The 17564-nt window shown below is 72.2% G+C and carries 15 protein-coding genes and 1 pseudogene; 9 read left to right on the top strand and 7 right to left on the bottom strand.

All coding sequences use genetic code 11. The features are described 5' to 3' along the window. Positions 1 to 26: 26 nt before the first annotated feature. The 3 genes from OG780_RS08500 to OG780_RS08490 form a co-directional block, all read right to left on the bottom strand. Positions 27 to 1721, bottom strand: a complete 1695-nt coding sequence (locus OG780_RS08500; protein ID WP_328446243.1) for a serine/threonine-protein kinase — start codon at positions 1719 to 1721, stop codon at positions 27 to 29. 67 nt (positions 1722 to 1788) lie between these two features. Then, positions 1789 to 3519: an aromatic amino acid lyase gene (locus OG780_RS08495; RefSeq protein ID WP_328446241.1), complete on the bottom strand. Its 1731-nt coding sequence runs from the start codon at positions 3517 to 3519 to the stop codon at positions 1789 to 1791. Positions 3520 to 3626: 107 nt separating this feature from the next. Next, on the bottom strand, positions 3627 to 4529 hold the full coding sequence (locus OG780_RS08490) for an ABC transporter substrate-binding protein (RefSeq protein WP_443062305.1): 903 nt from the start codon (positions 4527 to 4529) through the stop codon (positions 3627 to 3629). 401 nt (positions 4530 to 4930) lie between these two features. On the opposite strand from OG780_RS08490, the gene OG780_RS08485 reads away from it, so the two are divergent. From OG780_RS08485 to OG780_RS08470, 4 genes are all read left to right on the top strand, one after another. Continuing rightward, the gene (locus OG780_RS08485; RefSeq protein WP_328446237.1) at positions 4931 to 7399 is read left to right on the top strand and encodes a sensor histidine kinase; all 2469 of its coding nucleotides are present in this window, start codon (positions 4931 to 4933) and stop codon (positions 7397 to 7399) included. An 88-nt stretch (positions 7400 to 7487) separates the two neighbouring features. After that, positions 7488 to 7961 carry a roadblock/LC7 domain-containing protein gene (locus OG780_RS08480; RefSeq protein ID WP_328457980.1) on the top strand — a complete coding sequence of 158 codons (474 nt, stop codon included), beginning with the start codon at positions 7488 to 7490 and terminating at the stop codon, positions 7959 to 7961. Positions 7962 to 8019: 58 nt separating this feature from the next. After that, entirely contained in the window at positions 8020 to 8451 is a 432-nt protein-coding gene (locus OG780_RS08475; RefSeq protein WP_328446235.1) for a DUF742 domain-containing protein, read from the top strand. Next, the gene (locus OG780_RS08470; protein ID WP_443062134.1) at positions 8402 to 9040 is read left to right on the top strand and encodes a GTP-binding protein; all 639 of its coding nucleotides are present in this window, start codon (positions 8402 to 8404) and stop codon (positions 9038 to 9040) included. The genes OG780_RS08475 and OG780_RS08470 overlap by 50 nt, the downstream gene beginning before the upstream one ends. Before the next feature lie 146 nt (positions 9041 to 9186). Here OG780_RS08470 and OG780_RS08465 read toward each other — a convergent pair whose 3' ends face one another. From OG780_RS08465 to OG780_RS08450, 4 genes are all read right to left on the bottom strand, one after another. Continuing rightward, positions 9187 to 9861 carry an ABC transporter permease gene (locus OG780_RS08465; RefSeq protein ID WP_328446233.1) on the bottom strand — a complete coding sequence of 225 codons (675 nt, stop codon included), beginning with the start codon at positions 9859 to 9861 and terminating at the stop codon, positions 9187 to 9189. Further along, complete coding sequence (locus OG780_RS08460) at positions 9858 to 10568, bottom strand: ABC transporter permease (RefSeq protein ID WP_328446231.1); 711 nt, start codon at positions 10566 to 10568, stop codon at positions 9858 to 9860. The genes OG780_RS08465 and OG780_RS08460 overlap by 4 nt, the downstream gene beginning before the upstream one ends. Continuing rightward, on the bottom strand, positions 10565 to 11698 hold the full coding sequence (locus tag OG780_RS08455; protein ID WP_328446229.1) for an ABC transporter ATP-binding protein: 1134 nt from the start codon (positions 11696 to 11698) through the stop codon (positions 10565 to 10567). The genes OG780_RS08460 and OG780_RS08455 overlap by 4 nt, the downstream gene beginning before the upstream one ends. 203 nt (positions 11699 to 11901) lie before the next feature. Further along, positions 11902 to 12708 carry a CDP-alcohol phosphatidyltransferase family protein gene (locus tag OG780_RS08450; RefSeq protein WP_328446227.1) on the bottom strand — a complete coding sequence of 269 codons (807 nt, stop codon included), beginning with the start codon at positions 12706 to 12708 and terminating at the stop codon, positions 11902 to 11904. 108 nt (positions 12709 to 12816) lie between these two features. On the opposite strand from OG780_RS08450, the gene OG780_RS08445 reads away from it, so the two are divergent. The 5 genes and pseudogenes from OG780_RS08445 to OG780_RS08425 form a co-directional block, all read left to right on the top strand. Next, on the top strand, positions 12817 to 13797 hold the full coding sequence (locus tag OG780_RS08445; RefSeq protein WP_328446225.1) for a zinc-dependent alcohol dehydrogenase: 981 nt from the start codon (positions 12817 to 12819) through the stop codon (positions 13795 to 13797). A gap of 137 nt (positions 13798 to 13934) precedes the next feature. After that, entirely contained in the window at positions 13935 to 14333 is a 399-nt protein-coding gene (locus tag OG780_RS08440) for a 6-pyruvoyl trahydropterin synthase family protein (RefSeq protein WP_328446223.1), read from the top strand. Then, entirely contained in the window at positions 14330 to 15553 is a 1224-nt protein-coding gene (locus OG780_RS08435) for a glycosyltransferase family 4 protein (RefSeq protein WP_443062133.1), read from the top strand. The genes OG780_RS08440 and OG780_RS08435 overlap by 4 nt, the downstream gene beginning before the upstream one ends. Then, positions 15550 to 16482, top strand: coding sequence for a class I SAM-dependent methyltransferase (locus OG780_RS08430; RefSeq protein WP_443062132.1), 933 nt, complete (start codon positions 15550 to 15552; stop codon positions 16480 to 16482). Before OG780_RS08435 ends, OG780_RS08430 begins: the two co-directional genes overlap by 4 nt. Then, a pseudogene (locus OG780_RS08425) lies at positions 16401 to 17492 on the top strand (lysylphosphatidylglycerol synthase transmembrane domain-containing protein); the annotation flags it as partial. The gene OG780_RS08430 and the pseudogene OG780_RS08425, both read left to right, overlap by 82 nt. Between the last annotated feature and the right edge of the window lie 72 nt (positions 17493 to 17564).

Here is a 17564-nt window from a genome sequence, read left to right as displayed (position 1 = left end):
GAGGCCCGTTCAGGTCCGCGCGAGGGTCAGCCGCTCGTGCCGAAGTGGCTGCCGGTGGTCTCGCCGTCGTCCGTGATCGCCGCGGCGACGCAGCGGAACACCCGTAGCCCCTCGGCCCACTGGGGGGCGGTCGGCGGCAGGACGTCCACGTTCCAGCGGGTGCCGTCCGAACGGCTCGTGGACGTCAGGGAGTCACGCATGACCTGCTGCGAACACAGCGCTCTGACGTCGGGATGCTTGACGAGATCCCTCGCGTTGTACGTCATCCCGTCCTTGGGCAGCGGGGCGATGGCGAAGGTCTGCCACACGTGCGCGACGTGACAGTCTGCGCTGGTGACGGTGATCGTTCCCGAGATGTCGGTGATGCCGCTCCAGCACTCGGGGGTCGTGACACAGCGGCCGCCCACTCCTTCGACGCCGGCGGCCGCGCAGCCGCTCCGGGTGGTCCGCACGCCGCCGAAGGCCGCGCCGGCGCCCGGGGAGGCCTTGCCCGAGGTGCTGGGGGGCGGGGATCCGCCCGCGGAGGAGCCGGGGCCGCCCGGCGACCCGTACTCGTTGACCACCCAGGTGACGGACAGACTCACCGAGACCACGGCCGCCACCACGCCGATCAGGCCGGGACGCCACCGTGAGGACCCACGAGTCGCCGGTTCGGTCACCGTGCTCGCCTCTCCACCGGCGGCGGGCCGGCCGTGGCCGTCCTCCGTCCGGCCACCGTCGGCCTGAGGCCCGCCGTTCCCGCCCGCCCTGCCGGGCCGGCCGTCCGGCCGCGCCGGGCCCGGAGCCCGCGGGTCCGAGGGCGGTGGGGGAAGGGTGTAGGACGTGGAGGGCGTGTCCCGATGGGTGGGACGGGTGGTGGCCGTACGGGGTACCGGCCCGAACCCACCCTGTACGGCGCTGTCGACGTCGACGGCGGCCAGGGCGTCCCGCAAGGATGACGCGTCCGGCATCCGGGAGGCCGGATCCGTCTCCAGGGCCTGTCTGAGCACCGCGTTGAGGGCGCTCGGCACTCCCGGCAGGTCGGCGTAGGGCCAGGTGTGCCGGACGATGAGCTCCGCGAGGCTGAGCTGGGTGCCGTCGTCGGGGTGGTGCGGCGGGCGGCCCCGCAGGAGGGCGTAGAGCGTCGCGGCGAGCGAGTAGACGTCGCCCGTCGTCGTGGGTTCGGCCAGATGGAAGGCCTCGGGCGGCGCGTACGCCGGGGTCAGCGCCTCGCGCGTCACCGACAGGTCCCGGCCGGGCCTGGGCATGGCGGCCAGTCCGAAGTCGGTGAGGGCGGCGGCGCCGTACCGGTTGACCATGATGTTGCCCGGCTTGATGTCACGGTGCAGCACCCCGGCGGCGTGCGCCGCGGCCAGGGCGTCGGCGATGCCGAGCCCGATGTCCCGGGCCTCCTTGACGGCGAGCGGTCCATGGCGGTGCAGGCGCTCGCCGAGCGAGCCGCCCGGACACAACTCCATGACCATGTACGGACGGTCGTCGCCGAGGACGCCCGCGTCGTAGACCGGGACCACGTGCGGATGTCCGGACAACCGGCCCGCGGCCGTGACCTCGCGCAGGAAGCGCTGCCGGTCGCGGTCCGAGGCCAGCACCCTGCTGTCGACCTTCAGCGCGACTTCCCGGCCCACCGCCACCTGGCGCGCCCGGTAGACCGTGGCGAAGCCGCCCCGGCCGAGGACCTCCTGGATCTCGTACCCGGAGAGTTCCACGTGCTCGTACCGCATGGTGCCGTCATCCCCCAACGCACAGCCCACCCACGGCAGAACGTCCGGCCGGGGACCGGCGCCGACTCTAGCCCAGCCGTACGGTCTCCCACGCGTCGCCCGTGAGTTCGGCGAATCCGTCCAGCAGGGCCGCGGCCACGGTCACGTCGTCGGTGAGGGGACGGTCCCGCATGTCCGGGTCCAGTGCCGCCGCCGCGCGTGCGTAGGCGCGGCCCGCCGGAGTGCCGGGCGCGGGCGGAGCGCCCCGCAGCCGCAACGCCCGTACGGCGGCGACGAGTTCGCAGGCCAGGACCAGCCGGTACGCCTGCGCCGCCCGCAGCGCCTTGCGGGCGGCCTGGGGCGCGAAGGTCGCCGCCTCCTCCATGCCCTGGGACAGCACGACATGCCCGAGCGAGGCCGGAGTGGCGCACGCCTGTATCTCGGCGAGGGCCGAGGCGGCGCTGTACTCCAGGATCATCATCCCGGACCCGGCCGAGGAGGCGTCGGCCAAGTAGGAGCGCAGTCCGGTCAGTTCGGGGCGGCCCAGGGCGGACAGCCGGGCCGCCGAGAGCCGGGCCGTGCCGAGCACGGCGAGGGCGAGCTGGTCGAGCGCGAGAGTGAGCGGCGCGGTGAAGAAGCCGCCGTGATGCCGGGCGACGGGACCGTCCGTGATGTCGTCCCAGCCGATGAGGGGGTTCTCGGCGGCGGAGTTGAGGTCGATGGACAGCACCCGGTTCAGGCCGGACCACGCCTCCATCGCGGGGCCGTGAGCCTGCGGGAAGCACCGGAAGCCGAAGGGGTCCTGCACCCGTGACGGCACTCTGTCCGGCAGCCCCGGTACACCTGTGTCCCTACCGGTCGTCGCGCCGAGCAGCCACCGGACGCGTGCCGCCACCTGCGCGATCGCCGGATGCGCGTGGGCTTCGTGGACCTCCGGTGCGTACGGTTCGAGGGAGCCGTCCACCGCGTGCAGGGCCAGCGCGGCCACGAGGTGCGCGGCACGCAGCGGGACCCCGAGGTCGTGCCAGGCGAGGGCGGACTCCCCGAGGGTGAGGGCGTTGCTGCTCAACAGGGCCAGCGCGTCCCCGCGTTGCAGGGGAAGGCGCTCGGGGAACGGGTGCTCGGCCGACGGTCTCCCGGGCAGCGGCTCCTCGGCCGGCAACCCCTCGGGCAGCGACCTCTCGGCGAGCCTCTTCTCGGGCAGCAACATCTCGGGAAACGGGTCAGGGGAGACAAGGCTCTCCGAAACCGCCAGGTCCCGTGTCCAGGTGTCGTGGCCGAAGAGCGCGAGTCCCAGCCGGGCCAGCGCGGTCAGGTCACCGGTGCCGACGGACCCGTACTCGAGCACCCGGGGATGGACCCCCGCTCGCAGTGCCTGCGCTACGGCCGCGGCGATCTCGGGGCCCAGCCCCGAACCACCGACCAGGAGTTGATTCGCGCGGACCACCATCATCGCGCGGACCCGGCGGGCCGGCAGGGCTTCGCCCACACCGCCCGCGTGGCTCAGCAGCAGCCGCAGATCGTGGCCCGCGCCGTCGTGTTCCTCGACGGCGAGCCCCCGGTGCGCTCCCACGCCGGTGCTGCGTCCGTAGACGCGGGCACCCTCGGCGGCCAGCCGGTGGGCCGCCCGGCGCGTGCGTTCCATCGCCTCAAGTGCCTTCGGGCACAGGGAGAGCGGCGTCGCCCCGTCGGCGATCCGGGCCACCGTGGCGGCGTCGAGGCCCCGGCCGTCGAGGACGACACCCGGCGGCGTGCTCCCGGTGGCCGGGCGGTCGGCGACCGGGGCACCGGTGGCCGTGTCGGCCGTGCGCTCGAGCATGACGGACGTTCACTCCTCAGCCGTACGCCGTCGCCGTCAGGAGGCGGGCCGGGAGGACGGCCTCCCGGCCCTGGGCACTCGTCCGGCTGCCGGTGCCGGTGCCGACGTCAGCTCAGTCCCGCCGAGGCCAGCCAGTTCTTGGCCACGTCCAGCGGGTCCTTGCTGCCGTCCTGCACGTCGCTGTTGAGCTTCACCAGGGTCTCGGTGTCGAGCTTCGCCGAGACGTCGTTGAGAACCGAGACTCCGGCCGCGGGCAGAGCGCTCTTGTAGGTCAGGGGAGTGACATTCTCGAACCCGAAGAGATTCTTGGGATCCTGGAGCACGACGAACTTGTTCTTGCTGATTCCGGGGTCCGTCGTGAAGATGTCCGCGGCCTGGATGCTGTTCCCCTTCAGTGCCGCCACGGTCAGCGGGCCGCCCGCGTCCAGTGCCTTGAAACTCTTGAAATCGAGACCGTATACGGACTTCAGGCCCTTCAGGCCCTGCTGCCGGGTCTGGAACTCGGGCGAGCCGCCGACGACCAGGTCCTTCGCCACGTCGGCGAGGTCGCTGATGGTCGACTTGTCCGTGAGGTTGTACTTCTTGGCCGTCGCCTCGTTCAGGGCGATCGCGTCCTTGTCCTGGGCCTGGGACGGGATCAGCAGCGAGAGCTTGGGGTCGAGCTTGGCCGAGATGGCCTGGCTGGTCTCGTCGACGGACGTCGGAGCGGCCTTGGCGTCCAGGTAGGCGAGCAGCGCGCCGTTGTACTCCGGAAGGACCGTGATCGTACCGTTCTTGATCAGACCGTACGTGGTCTCACGGCTGCCGATGTTCAGCTTGTAACTGACCTTGATGCCCTTGGACTTGAGGGCCTCGCCGTAGATGTCGGCGAGCAGGATGCTCTCGGGAAAGTTGTTGGAACCGACAACGACCGTACCGGCCTTGGCGGCGTCACCCTTCAAAGGGTCCTTGCCGTCCGTGTCGTTGGAGGAGCCGCAGCCCGTCAGCGCGGCAGCGGCCACAACCAGCAGGGAAACAGCGGAGGTTGCGGAGGTTCGAGTGCTTCTGGCGATGGTCACTTGGTCATCCAGACTTGGCAATCGGTGGGGCGTTGGTGGCTGGTGGGCACGTGTGAAGGTCCTGACGATCCAATCGAGCCGCCTCGAGTACCGTCAAGACACGAATAGATCACTGATGGGGACCGTACAGCTTCAGCCCGTAGGCGCAACGTGACCGAAACAGGAGCGAACCAGGCGTCTTCGCGTGCCACTTTTCGGTTGATCATGGCCGTACTCTGACGGCAGCCGCTAGTGTTGGCCGCGTCGAGGGCCCCCTTCCACTTGTCGGCCCGATCGCGCTGCTCGTGACCATTTGATCCATGCAGGCGGCCTGCTACGAGGCTTCCAACGGGGAATGAAGTCAAGGAGGTTGGGTGCCCGCGCACAGAAAAGCCGCCTCGGGGCAGCCGTCCGATGTCCTCGGGACCGGCCGGACACCGTCTCTGCTGGACCGCTGGCCCTTCCGCCGGAAACTCAACGTTCTGGTGATCGTGCCGCTCGCCGTCATCTCCGTGATGCTCGCCTATGTCGTGTCCGGCGAGATCGGCCGGGCCCGGTCCGCCGCCGACACCGCCCAACTCGTCCGCGACAGCACGCAGGTGACGAAACTCATCGACGCCGTGCAGACCGAGCACCGGCAGGCCCTCCTGGTCTCGCTGCGCTACGAGGCCGCGCCCTCGGGGAAGAGCGCGCCGGACACCACCGCCTACCTGGCCGCGCAGGCGCAGGTCGGCACCCGCATCGAAGCGGTCCGGGCCGCCTACGGCGACCGGCTGCCCGACGGCGAGGCCCAGGCGCTGAAGGAGCTCGAAGGCCTGGACAGCCTCCGCAAGACCGTCGAGCAGGGGCCGATCCCCGCCGACAACATCGACCCCGCGTACGGATCGGTGATCGAGGGGCTCATCGACGGCCTCGGTCTCGGCCGGTCGGGCAGCGAGTCCTCCGCGTCCGCGGGCAATCTGCTCGACGCGCTGCTGCGCGCCGACACCGCCCACGCGTCCTTCGAGACCAGCGTCTTCGCCGCCCGCACCCGTGACTCCAACGCGCTCATCGAGTTCACCGGCGCCGTCGGCGACTACGACCAGTACACCTACCAGGCCGAGCGGTTCACCCGGTTCGCCGGCACGGAACAGGGCAGCGACCTCGCCGAGATCGAGCACAGCCCGTACCAGAGCGTCATCACCCAGCACTGGGCCGCGCTCCAGGTCGACACCGGAGCGCTGGTCGCCGAGAACGCGACACAGCTGCGGGCCGCGCTCGACGAGGCGCTGCGTGCCGGTCCCACCTATGAGCGGCAGGCCGAGAACCGGCTGAAGATCGTCCAGTCGCTGATCGGCGGGATCGCGGGGAACGCCCAGTCCGCGTCGAACACCGCCTGGTGGCGGGTGGTCTGGCTGATCGCCGGCATCCTGGCCGCCTTCGCGGCGTGGCTGCTGTTCTCCGTGCTGACCCGGCGTTCCGTGGTGCGGACCGTAAGGACCCTCACGGCGGCGGCCCAGCATGTGGCCGGTGCCGCGGGGAGCGAGCTCGCCCGCGTCGCGGACGACGACGCCGACGACGCGAGCCCGCCGCGGCTGGAGGCCGTTCCCGTGCTGGTGCGCGACGAGATCGGTGAACTGGCCGAAGCCTTCAACCAGGTTCAGGTGACCGCGAGCGCGCTGCTGGAACGCCAGGTCGTCAGCCGGCGCAACATCGCCGAGATGTTCGGCAACGTCGGCCGCCGGGTCAGCAATCTGACGGCCCGTCAACTCGCCCTGATCGACTCGGTGGAGCGCGGCGAGACCGACCCCGAGGTGCTGGACCGGCTCTACCGCATCGACCACATCGCCGTCCGTCTCCAGCGCAACGCCGACAGTCTCATGTTGCTCGCCGGGATCAGCGAGACCGGTCTCAACACCGAACCGATGCGGCTCAGCAACATCGTCCGTGCCTCGCTCGGCCAGATCGAGGGCTTCCAGCGGGTGACTCCGCACGCCGAGGGCGATGTCACCGTCGTCCCCGACATCGTCGGCGATCTGACCCTCATGCTCGCCGAACTCCTGGAGAACGCCGTGATGTTCTCCCCGGCGACCAGCGGCGTCGAGGTCGTCCTGCGGCCCCGGCACCAAGGGGGCGGAGCCCTCGTCGAGATCATCGACCACGGACTCGGCATGAGCCCCGAGCGGCTGGCGCAGGAGAACGCCCGGCTGATCCGGCGCGAGCGCCTCGACCTGGCGCCGACGGAGGTGCTCGGTCTGTTCGTGGTCGGCGGCCTGTCCCGGCGCTGGGGCATCGAGGTCGCCCTGTCCCGTACCCCGGGTGGCGGTGTCACCGCCACCGTGGCGGTGCCCGCGGTCCACCTCGTGCCCGGTGACCAGGCCTCCGCCGCCGTACGGGCCCCGCGGATGCAGCCGGCCGCGCGCCGCCCCGGCCCCGGTGAGCCGCGCAAGGCGCGGCTCGAGGCGCCGGCCGGACCCGCGGGCCTGCCCCGCAGGGTGCCCTCGCGGCCCCGTGGCGCCGAGCCCCCAACCACGCCCGCCGTTCGGAGGCGGCGGACACCGGCGCCGAGCGCGCGACGACGCACGGCGGTGCCCGGCCCGGCACCGCAGCCGACCCGGCACCCACCGGCCCGGCGCGGTCCGGCGATACCGGTCCGCTGCGCCGCAGGGTGCGCGGGGCGACCCTGTCGGCCGGCACCGCCGCGAGCCGGCTGCCCAGACCCACCGAACCACCCACCCATCGCAGGCCGCCCTCCTGGCAGCCCACGGACGCCGAGGCCGCGCGCTCCGAACTCGACGAGTTCGAGGCCGCCGTGCTGCGGGCCGAACGCGAGAGCGCGACCGAGGGCCACACGACCGCGGTGACCCGGCCGGGCGGCAGAACCGGCGGTCCCGCCGGGACCGACACCCAGAACAGAAGACCCTCTTCCCCGGAAGGCATGAGCACGTGACGATGTGGACAGGCGGGCCCGAGTCCCCGACAGCGGAACCCGCGGCGGACGTGAAGGCCGCCGCTGCCGACTTCAACTGGCTGCTCAACCGATTCGCCACCGAGACGGCCGGGGTCGTGGACGTGATCGGTGTCTCCTCCGACGGGCTGCTCATCGCGGTGTCCCAACTGCGCGGCCAGGCCGACTCCGAGCGGCTCGCGGCGATCGTCTCCGGAATCACCAGCCTCGCCATGGGGGCCTCCGGCAACTACGGCCTCGGCAGCCTCAACAAGGTCATCATCGACCTGGAGGAAGGGCACGTGCTGGTGTCCGCGCTCGGCGCCGGAGCGGTGCTCGGCGTGGTCACCTCGAAGGAGGCGAAACTCGGCAACATCGCCTACGAGATGACCCTCTTCGCCAACCGGGCCGGTGCGGTGCTGAGTCCGCAACTGGTGATGGAGCTGAAGAGAACCGTGGGCGTCGCACCGGCCGGCTGATGTCCGACGGCGCGTCACATGACCGGTGACGCGCGCACAGGTGAAGGGGGAGGACGTGATGACGTCCGGCGAGCCATTGGCCGGCGGCGGCGCCGAACGGGGAGTGGAGCGCCCCGCCTCGGTCGTCCGGCCGTTCCTGCTGACCGCGGGACGGATCGCCGGCGGCGACAGTCTCGTACCGCCGATCCCGATCGAGACACAGGTGGTGGCCACGGATGTGGGACTGGCGACGCTGGACCGCTTCGTCTTCGACCAGCACCGCGACATCATCATGGTCTGCCGTGAGCCGCAGTCGCTCGCGGAGATCGCGGCGAGGCTCCGGATGCACTTGAATGTGGTCCGGGTTCTCGCCGACGACCTGCGCGCCGACGGTCAACTGGCCCTGTACGCGCCGCAGGCCCGCTCCAACCGCGATGTCACTGTTCTGCGAAGGGTGATCGATGGTCTCCGAGCTGTCCCCGATTCCCGGGGCTCGATCCGTGAGGGATGACGACGGGCGTCCCCGGCCGCCGCTGCCGGTCAAGATGGTGATCGCGGGCGGCTTCGGCGTGGGCAAGACCACGACGGTGGGGGCCATTTCGGAGATCGAGCCGCTGACCACCGAGGCGTCCATCACCTCGGTCGCCGCCGGTGTCGACGACCTCTCCCACACCCCGGAGAAGGTGACGACGACCGTCGCCATGGACTTCGGCTGCGTCACCCTCGATCCGACCCTGAAGCTCTACCTGTTCGGGACCCCCGGCCAGGAACGGTTCGGGTTCATGTGGGACGACCTCGTCGAGGGCGCGCTCGGCGGACTCGTCATCGTCGACACCCGGCGGCTCGACGACTGCTACGCGGCCGTCGACTACTTCGAGCACCGGGACATCCCCTTCGCGGTGGCCGTCAACGCCTTCGACGGCCGGGTCGAACACGATCTGAACGACGTACGGTGGGCCCTCGACGTCGCCGACCACGTGCCGCTGACCGTGTTCGACGCCCGCGACCGGGGGTCCGTACGCGACGCCCTGCTCGTCGTCCTCGAACACGCCCTGGCCAGGGCCGAGAGAGCAGCGCACACTCCGGGAGAGCGTCCCTGAGCGAGGGCACGTGCCGCCCGCAGGTTCCGGCCGGGACGCGGACGGCCCGAAAGCCGTCCAGGCCTGCCGGGACGAGGGCGAGGACGAGGACGGGGACGGCCCCAAGGCCGTCCCCGTTGCGGTGGTACCGCTACCGGGTGGTGTCGCTACGCGGCGCGGCGCCTGCGTACGCCGGGTGAGACCGCCACCCGGCCCACGGTCCAGAACAGCACGAGGACGAGCAGTGCGAGGACGGCCGTGAGGGCGGCTCCGCCGGCCACCTTCTCGTAGTTGTGCTGGTACAGGCCGTCCAGGATGTAGCGGCCGACCCCGCCGAGGGACACGTAGGCCGCGATCGTGGCCGTCGAGACGATCTGGACCGTCGCCGAGCGCAGCCCGCTGAGGATCAGTGGCAGCGCCGCCGGGACCTCGACCTGGAAGAGGATCCGTGACTCGGGCATGCCCATGCCGCGGGCGGCGTCGACGGGGGAGGGATCCACGGTGCGGACCGCCTCGTAGGTGGTGATGAGGACCGGCGGGATCGCCAGTACCACGAGCGGGATCATCACCGGCACGATGCCGAGGCCCAACCAGACGAACATCAGGACCAGGAGCCCGAAGGTCGGCAGCGCGCGCGCCCCGGCGGACACGAAGGCCAGGGCGTTGCCGCCGCGCCCGGTGTGCCCGGTGACCAGGCCGATCGGCAGACCGATGGCCGAGGCGATCGCGAGGGCCGCGGCCGTGTACTGGACGTGCTCCCACACCCGCTGCGGGATGCCGTCGTAGCCGTGCCAGTGGGAGCCGTCGCTGAAGAAGGCCTGCATGAAGTTCAGCACGTTCACGAGGCGCCCTCCGCGGTGCCGGCACCGGCGTTTGCGGTCGCGGCCCCGGAGCGCCCGGCGGCACCGCCGGACGGCGGCTGCCAGGGGGTGAGGACCCGCCGCAGCAGGACGAGCAGGGCGTCGATCACGACCGCGATGACGGCGATGGTGACCACCGCGGTCACGGCGAGCCGGGGGAGACCGTACAACTGCGCGTAGGTCAGCAGATTCCCGAACGCCCCTTGGTTGCCGATCAGCGCGCCGACGCTCACCAGGCTGATGCTCGAGGCGACGGCCACACGCAGCCCCGCCATGATCGCCGGTACGGCGATGGGCAGTTGGACCTGGAAGTAGCGGCGCACGACACCGATGCCCATGGCCGAGGCGGCGGCGTTCGTCTCCTCGGGGACCGAGCGGACCCCGTCGACCACCGCCGGGACGAGCACGACGAGGCTGTACAGGCACAGCGGGATCATCACGGTCAGCAGGCTCAGCCCGGTGTAGTCGATGAGCACCACGAAGAAGGCGATGGAGGGGATCGCGTAGAGCACCGTCGAGGTCCACAGCACCGGCGCGTAGAGCCAGTCGTAGTGGACGCACAGCAGTCCGATCGGCACGGCCAGCAGCAACCCGGCCAGCACGGGGACGAGCGCCTCCTCCAGATGGAGGACGATCAGGCCGGCATAGCTGTGCTGGATGGCGCTCGGAATGTGGAAGAACCCGTTCATCGCGCGGCCTTCGCCGTCTCCTGCGGGGCGTCCGCCGCCCGGCGCTTCCGGGCCGACCGGATCGCCGCGGCGACCGTCTCCTGCCCGGCGACCCCGAGGACCTTCCCGGAACCGTCGACGCCGACGGCCTGTCCGGTCGGCGACAGCACGGCACGGTCCAGCGCGACCCGCAGCGAGTCGCGGCCCACCTCGAAGCTCGGGCCGTACGGTTCGAGGTCCGCGACGTCTCCGCCCCAGGTGCCGGGGTCGGCCCAGCCGAGCGGCCTGTCGTCGGCGTCCGTCACCAGCACGGGCGTCCCTTCCGGGGCGCGTCCGGCGATCTCCCGCCAGTCGGAGCCGACGGGGAAGACCCGGGAACGGTCGAGTCCGAGATCGCGGGTGGAGAGGAACGACAGACCGCGGATGCCCCGGTCCGCGCCGAGGAACTGCTCGACGAACGGGTCGGCCGGCGCCGAGAGGATCTCGTCGGGGGCCGCGAACTGGGCGAGCTTGCCGCCGGTGCGCAGCACGGCGATGCGGTCGCCGATGGTGATCGCCTCGTCCATGTCGTGGGTGACGAACACGATGGCCTTGCCCAGTTCACCCTGGATGCGCAGCAACTCCTCCTGGAGTCCCCGGCGTACGACCGGGTCGACCGCTGAGAACGGCTCGTCCATGAGCAGGATGGGCGGGTCGGCCGCCAACGCGCGGGCGACGCCGACCCGTTGCTGCTGACCGCCGGAGAGCTGGTACGGATAGCGGCGGGCCATGGCCGGATCGAGGCCGACCCGTTCCATCAGTTCCGCGGCGCGCTCCCGGGCGCGCTGCTTGGACCAGCCGAGCAGCCGGGGCACCGTGGCGATGTTGTCGACGATCGTCCGGTGCTGGAAGAGGCCGGCGTTCTGGATGACGTAACCCATGGAGCGGCGCAGGGTGTTGACCGGCCGGGTGCGGATGTCCTCGCCGTCGACCCGGATCGTGCCGCTGCTCGGCTCGATCATGCGGTTGATCATGCGGAGCGTGGTGGTCTTGCCGCAGCCCGAAGGTCCGACGAGAACGGTGATGGAGTGATCCGGTATCTGGAGGGACAGGCGATCGACGGCCACCGTGCCGTCGGCGTATCGCTTGCTGACATCTTCGATGGCTATCAAGCGTCGAAACCCTTCGGGAACGGCCTTGCCCGCGCGTGGCGCGATCACGTGCACGAGGGTCCGTAGTCTAGTCAGACGATGTTCGTTCCCGGCCATGACAGATCGTGAATGTCGTGCGTACGTCCGCTTTTCCCGGGCGCGCCCGGCCTCCCGGTCTCACGGGATCCCGGTCAACTCCTCCTCGGGCCCGTGCCGTTCGGTGATCAGCCCTCGGAACCCACGGGAGCCGAGCCCGCGGTGACCAGTTCCCGCGGGCGCTCGTTCTCCCGGGGCTGCAGGCTCCGTTCCGCGGGCCCGCGGCCACCCTGCCGCCACAGCCACGCGATGTCGCGGCCGAACGACCACACGAGCAGCGCGAGCGCGGTCAGCACGGCGGCCATCTCCGCGTCGTACGGCAGGAGTCCGGAGCCCGCGACCAGCAGGATGACGCCCTGGAGGGCCGCCACCGTCTTGCGCGCCATGCTCGGCGGCAGCTCGCCGTTCAGCCACGGCATCACCCGGGCGGCGGCGACGAACGCGTACCGCATCGTGCCGATCAGCAGCACCCACGGACCGAGCGACATCCCGACGTACACGCTCAGCACGAGGATCAGGAACGCGTCCACCTCCATGTCGAAGCGGGCGCCCAGGGCCGAGGACGTGCCGGTCCGCCGGGCCACCTTGCCGTCGACGCCGTCGAGGATCAGCGCGACCGCCGTCAGACCGACCAGCAGGCTGACCGGCGGCGAGCTCTCGAAGGAGTCCGCGACCAGCGCGGTGACTCCGCCCACCAGGATCGCGCGGCCGAGCGTGACCCGGTTGGCGGGTCCGAAGGAGCGGGGCTGGGTGCGCCGCAGAGCGCGGGTGAGCACCGCCCAGGTGGCGAACGCGAACACCAGGCCGGTCAGCCAGCCCGCGGGCCCCATCCCGATCGCCGTGCCCAGCAGGGCCAGGACCAGGAGCTGCACGCCGGCTCCCACCGTGGTCTCCTGCTGGGGAAGCCTTGCGCCGTACATGTTGTTCAGGGCCACCGCAGATCCTCCGGCCGAATGACAGATTCGATCAACGCCGCGTACCGTGTGCGCGACTTGTCACTGCTCCGTACGTGAAGATCTGCGGAATCGTTCAGGGGGACGCTCATGGAACTCACAGCTCGCGCCTTCTGGCTCGCATCTCCGGGCCACGGCGAGATCCGTGACGTCACCCTCAACGCGCCCGCGCAGGGCGAGGTACTCGTCCGTACGCTCTACTCCGGAGTCAGCAGGGGCACCGAGACCCTGGTGTTCCGCGGGGGAGTCCCGGAGAACCAGCACGCCTCGATGCGCGCGCCGTTCCAGGACGGCGATTTCCCCGCACCCGTGAAATACGGCTATCTGAGCGTCGGCCAAGTGGAGGAAGGACCCGCGCATCTGCTCGGGCGGACGGTCTTCTGCCTCTACCCGCACCAGACGCGGTACGTCGTGCCGGTGAGCGCCGTGACCGTCGTACCCGAGTCGGTGCCCGCCTCCCGCGCCATCCTCGCCGGCACCGTCGAGACCGCGGTGAACGCCCTGTGGGACGCCGCCCCGCTCATCGGCGACCGGATCGCCGTGGTCGGCGGCGGCATGGTCGGCTGCTCGGTCGCCGCGCTGCTCGCCCGCTTCCCCGGGGTACGCGTCCAGCTCGTCGACGCCGACCCGGCACGCGGTGCCGTCGCCCGCGCGCTCGGCGTCGATTTCGCGCTCCCCGAGGAGGCCGAGGGCGAACTCGACCTCGTCGTGCACGCCAGCGCCACCGAGGCCGGACTCAACCTCTCCCTCGGCCTGCTCGCCCACGAGGGGACCGTCATCGAGCTGAGCTGGTACGGGGACCGCCGGATCGCCCTGCCGCTCGGCGAGGCCTTCCACTCCCGCCGGCTGACCCTGCGCAGCAGCCAGGTGGGTTCCGTTTCCCCCTCCGGCCGGGCCGGAAGGACGTACGCGGACCGTCTGGCGCTCGCCCTCGAACTTCTCGCCGAACCGGCCTTCGACGCCCTGATCACCGGCGAGTGCTCCTTCGGAGAACTCCCGGACGTGATGGGGAAACTGGCCTCCGGATCGATACCCGCCCTGTGCCACCGAGTCGCCTACGAAGAGGTTTGAGCCGACGAGAACCGGCCTGACCTCTACGGACTCCGAAGAAAGGGCGACACGCGGCTGAACAAGGTGAACCGGACAGCCGTACTACACGACGTGATCCCGGCAGGGGATCAGACGCACCGCACCTGGAGGGTCGTCCGTTGTTCAGCATCACCGTCCGCGATCACCTGATGATCGCCCACAGCTTCCGTGGCGAGGTCTTCGGACCCGCGCAGCGCCTCCACGGGGCGACGTTCCTGGTGGACGCCACCTTCCGTCGCCCCGAGCTGGACGACGACAACATCGTCGTCGACATCGGACTGGCCACGCAGGAGCTCGGCGCCGTCGTGAGCGAGTTGAACTACCGCAACCTCGACAGCGAGCCGGACTTCAAGGACACCAACACCTCGACCGAGTTCCTGGCGAAGGTCATCGCCGACCGGCTCGCCGACCGCGTGCACGCCGGAGCCCTGGGCGCGGGCGCCCAGGGCCTCACCGGCATCACCGTCACCCTCCACGAGTCGCACATCGCCTGGGCGAGTTACGAGCGTGCCCTGTGACCGACGTGACCCTCGACAAGGCATCCGTGCCGTCCGGGCGTGCCGCCACGGCCCCCGGACCCGGCGCCCTGAACTACGTGCCCGTGCAGAACGCGGCTCTCAAGAACGCCGAGATCATCCCCATGTCCCTGCGCACCGTGCACTTCGTGATGCCGGGCGGCGTCGACGACCCGGCCACGCCGAGCGGAGGCAACGCCTACGACCGCCGGCTCTGCCTCGACCTGCCCGGCTTCGGCTGGCAGGTCGAGCGGCACATCGTCGCCGGCGAGTGGCCCCGCCCCGGTGCCGCCGCCCGTACGGAACTCACCCGGACCCTGGCGGACCTGCCCGACGGCACGGTCGTCCTCCTCGACGGGATCGTCGCCTGCGGAGTCCCCGAGATCGTCGCTCCCGAGGCCGACCGGCTGCGTCTCGTCGTCCTCGTCCACCTGCCGCTCGGCGACGAGACGGGACTCGAGCCCGCCGTGGCCGCCGAGCTGGACGCCCTGGAACGTACGACCCTGCGGGCCGTGTCCGCCGTCGTCGCCACCAGCGAATGGGCCGTCCGCCGGCTCGTCGCCCACCACGGCCTCGCCCCCGACCGGGTCCACGCCGCCGCGCCCGGCGCCGACATCGCACCGCTCGCCTCCGGCACCGACGGTGTCTCGCGGCTGCTGTGCGTGGCCGCGGTGACCCCGCGCAAGGGCCAGCACCGGCTCATCGAGGCCCTCGCCACCGTCACCGACCTGCCCTGGAGCTGCGTCTGCGTCGGCGGTCTGGCCCAGGACCCGGCCTACGTCGACCATCTGCGCGCCCTGATCGCCCAGCACGGCCTCGGCGACCGGCTGCACCTCGCCGGACCCCAGGCCGGCGCCGAACTCGACGCCAGCTACGCCGCGGCCGACCTCATGGTCCTCACCTCGTACGCGGAGACGTACGGCATGGCCGTCACCGAGGCCCTGGCCCGCGGCATCCCCGTGCTCGCCACGGACGTCGGCGGTGTGCCCGAGGCCGTCGGACGCGCCCCCGACGGCGGTGTGCCCGGCATCCTCGTACCCCCGGAGGACCCGGCGGCCCTCGCCGCCGAGCTGCGCGGCTGGTTCGGCGAGGCCGACGTGCGGCGCCGGCTGAAGGCCGCCGCCCGCGGACGCCGTGCCGCGCTCGACGGCTGGGCCACCACCGCGCGCAGCCTGGCCGGTGTGCTCGGCCGGCTGCCCCAGGAACCCCGGAGGGCGGCGTGAGTACCGCGACGACCCCCGCGAGCGGGCCGGACTCCGGCATCCCCGAGGAGAAGGTGAGGACGGGCGTGCCCGGTCAGCGAGTCGGGGACCCTGACGCCGAAGAGGTGCGCTACGCCCCCCAGTGGCTCCAGCTGCGCGAGCCCGCCGACGCCGCCGCGCGGGCGGTCGACCTCCTCGACCCGCTGCGCATCCGGCTGGCCAACCGGCCCGTGCGCGGCGGCCTGGCCATCCACGACCTCGGCTGCGGCACAGGCTCCATGGGCCGCTGGCTGGCACCCCGGCTCGACGGCGCCCAGCACTGGATCCTGCACGACCGGGACCCGTACCTGCTGCACTTCGCCACCGTCGGGGCGCCCAAGGCGGCGGCCGACGGCAGCCACGTCGGCGTCACCACCCAGCGCGGTGACATCGGGCGGCTGACGGCGGACGCCCTGGCCGGCGCCTCCCTGGTGACCGCGTCGGCGCTGCTCGACGTGCTCACCGCCGAGGAGATCGACCGGCTCGCGGCGGCCTGCGCCGGCGCGGGCGTGCCCGCCCTGCTGACGCTGTCCGTCGCCGGCCGGGTCGACATCACCCCGGCCGACCCGCTGGACGCCGAGATCACCGAGGCGTTCAACACCCACCAGCGGCGCGGCGACCTGCTCGGCCCGGACGCCGTCACCGAAGCCTGCGAGGCGTTCGCCCGCTACGGCGCGACCGTACGGGTGCATCCGAGCCCGTGGCGGCTCGGCCGTGACGAGGCCGACCTCACCGCGGAGTGGCTGCGCGGCTGGGTCGCCGCGGCGGTGGAGGAGCGCCCCGAGCTGGCCGGACGGGCGGAGACGTATCTGGAGTCGCGCCTGGCGGCGTGCGCCGCGGGCGAGCTGCGGGTCGTCGTCCACCACAGCGATGTGCTGGCGCTGCCCCACCCGGTCGGGGGTGCGGCGTGAGCGCGGGCCTGGAGACACTGGGACCGGTCGCCGCCCCGGCGGCCGCGACCCCGGACCTCGACGGCCCGCCCCTGAACATCCCCGCGGAGTCCGGCGCCTCACGGGCGCCGGACCCCACGGGCACGGGACCGGGGTCCCTCCCGGCCGAGGGCTCCGGGAGCCCGGCGGCCGAGGAAACCCCCCGGGCCCGGCGCGTGTCCGGACGGGTGCGCAAGCACTTCGGCGCCGCGGCCGGCGTCCTCATCCTCGGAGTGCTGTTCTGGCGGCTGGGTACCGGGGTGTTCGTGGACGGGCTGCGGCGCATCGACGGGACCACCCTGACGGTGGCGATGGCGATCGGGCTGCTCACCACGGTGTTCAGCGCCTGGCGGTGGTGCCTGGTCGCGCGCGAGCTGCGCATCGAACTCCCGCTGGGCGCGGCCGTCGCGGACTACTACCGCGCGCTGTTCCTGAACGCCGCGCTGCCCGGCGGGGTCCTCGGCGACGTGCACCGGGCGGTACGGCACGGGCAGAGCGCCGGCGACATCGGCCGGGGCGTGCGCTCGGTGGTGCTGGAACGCACCGCGGGACAGGCCGTGCTGGTGGCCGTCGGAGCGGTGGTGCTGCTCACCCAGCCGTCACCCGTGCTCGCGCAGGCCCGCGAGGCCGCGCTGGTCCTCGCGCTCGTCTCGGTGTGCGGCGCGGTGACCTTCGGCGTCGTCCGCAGGCGTCGGACCTCTTCCGCCGCCGGACGGTACGGAGCCGTCCGCGGCGCACTCGTCGAGGCCCGGGGTGCCCTGCTGGCCCGGCGCAGCTGGCCCGGCGTGACGCTCGCGTCGGTCCTGGTGCTCGCCGGTCATCTGGCGATGTTCGTGCTCGCGGCCCGGGCCGCCGGATCCGGCGCGTCCGTCGCCCGGCTGACGCCGCTGGCCCTGCTGGCCCTGCTGGCCATGGGGCTGCCGCTGAACGTCGGCGGCTGGGGCCCCCGCGAGGGCGCCACCGCCTGGGCGTTCGGCGCCGCCGGGCTCGGCGCCGGCACGGGTCTGACCGTCGCGGTGATCTACGGCGTGCTCAGCCTCGCGGCGAGCCTGCCCGGCGCCGTG

Origin of the sequence: Streptomyces sp. NBC_00386 (assembly GCF_036063235.1) — a bacterium.
Classification (GTDB): Bacteria; Actinomycetota; Actinomycetes; order Streptomycetales; family Streptomycetaceae; genus Streptomyces.
This window is presented reverse-complemented; position numbering and strand designations above follow the sequence as displayed.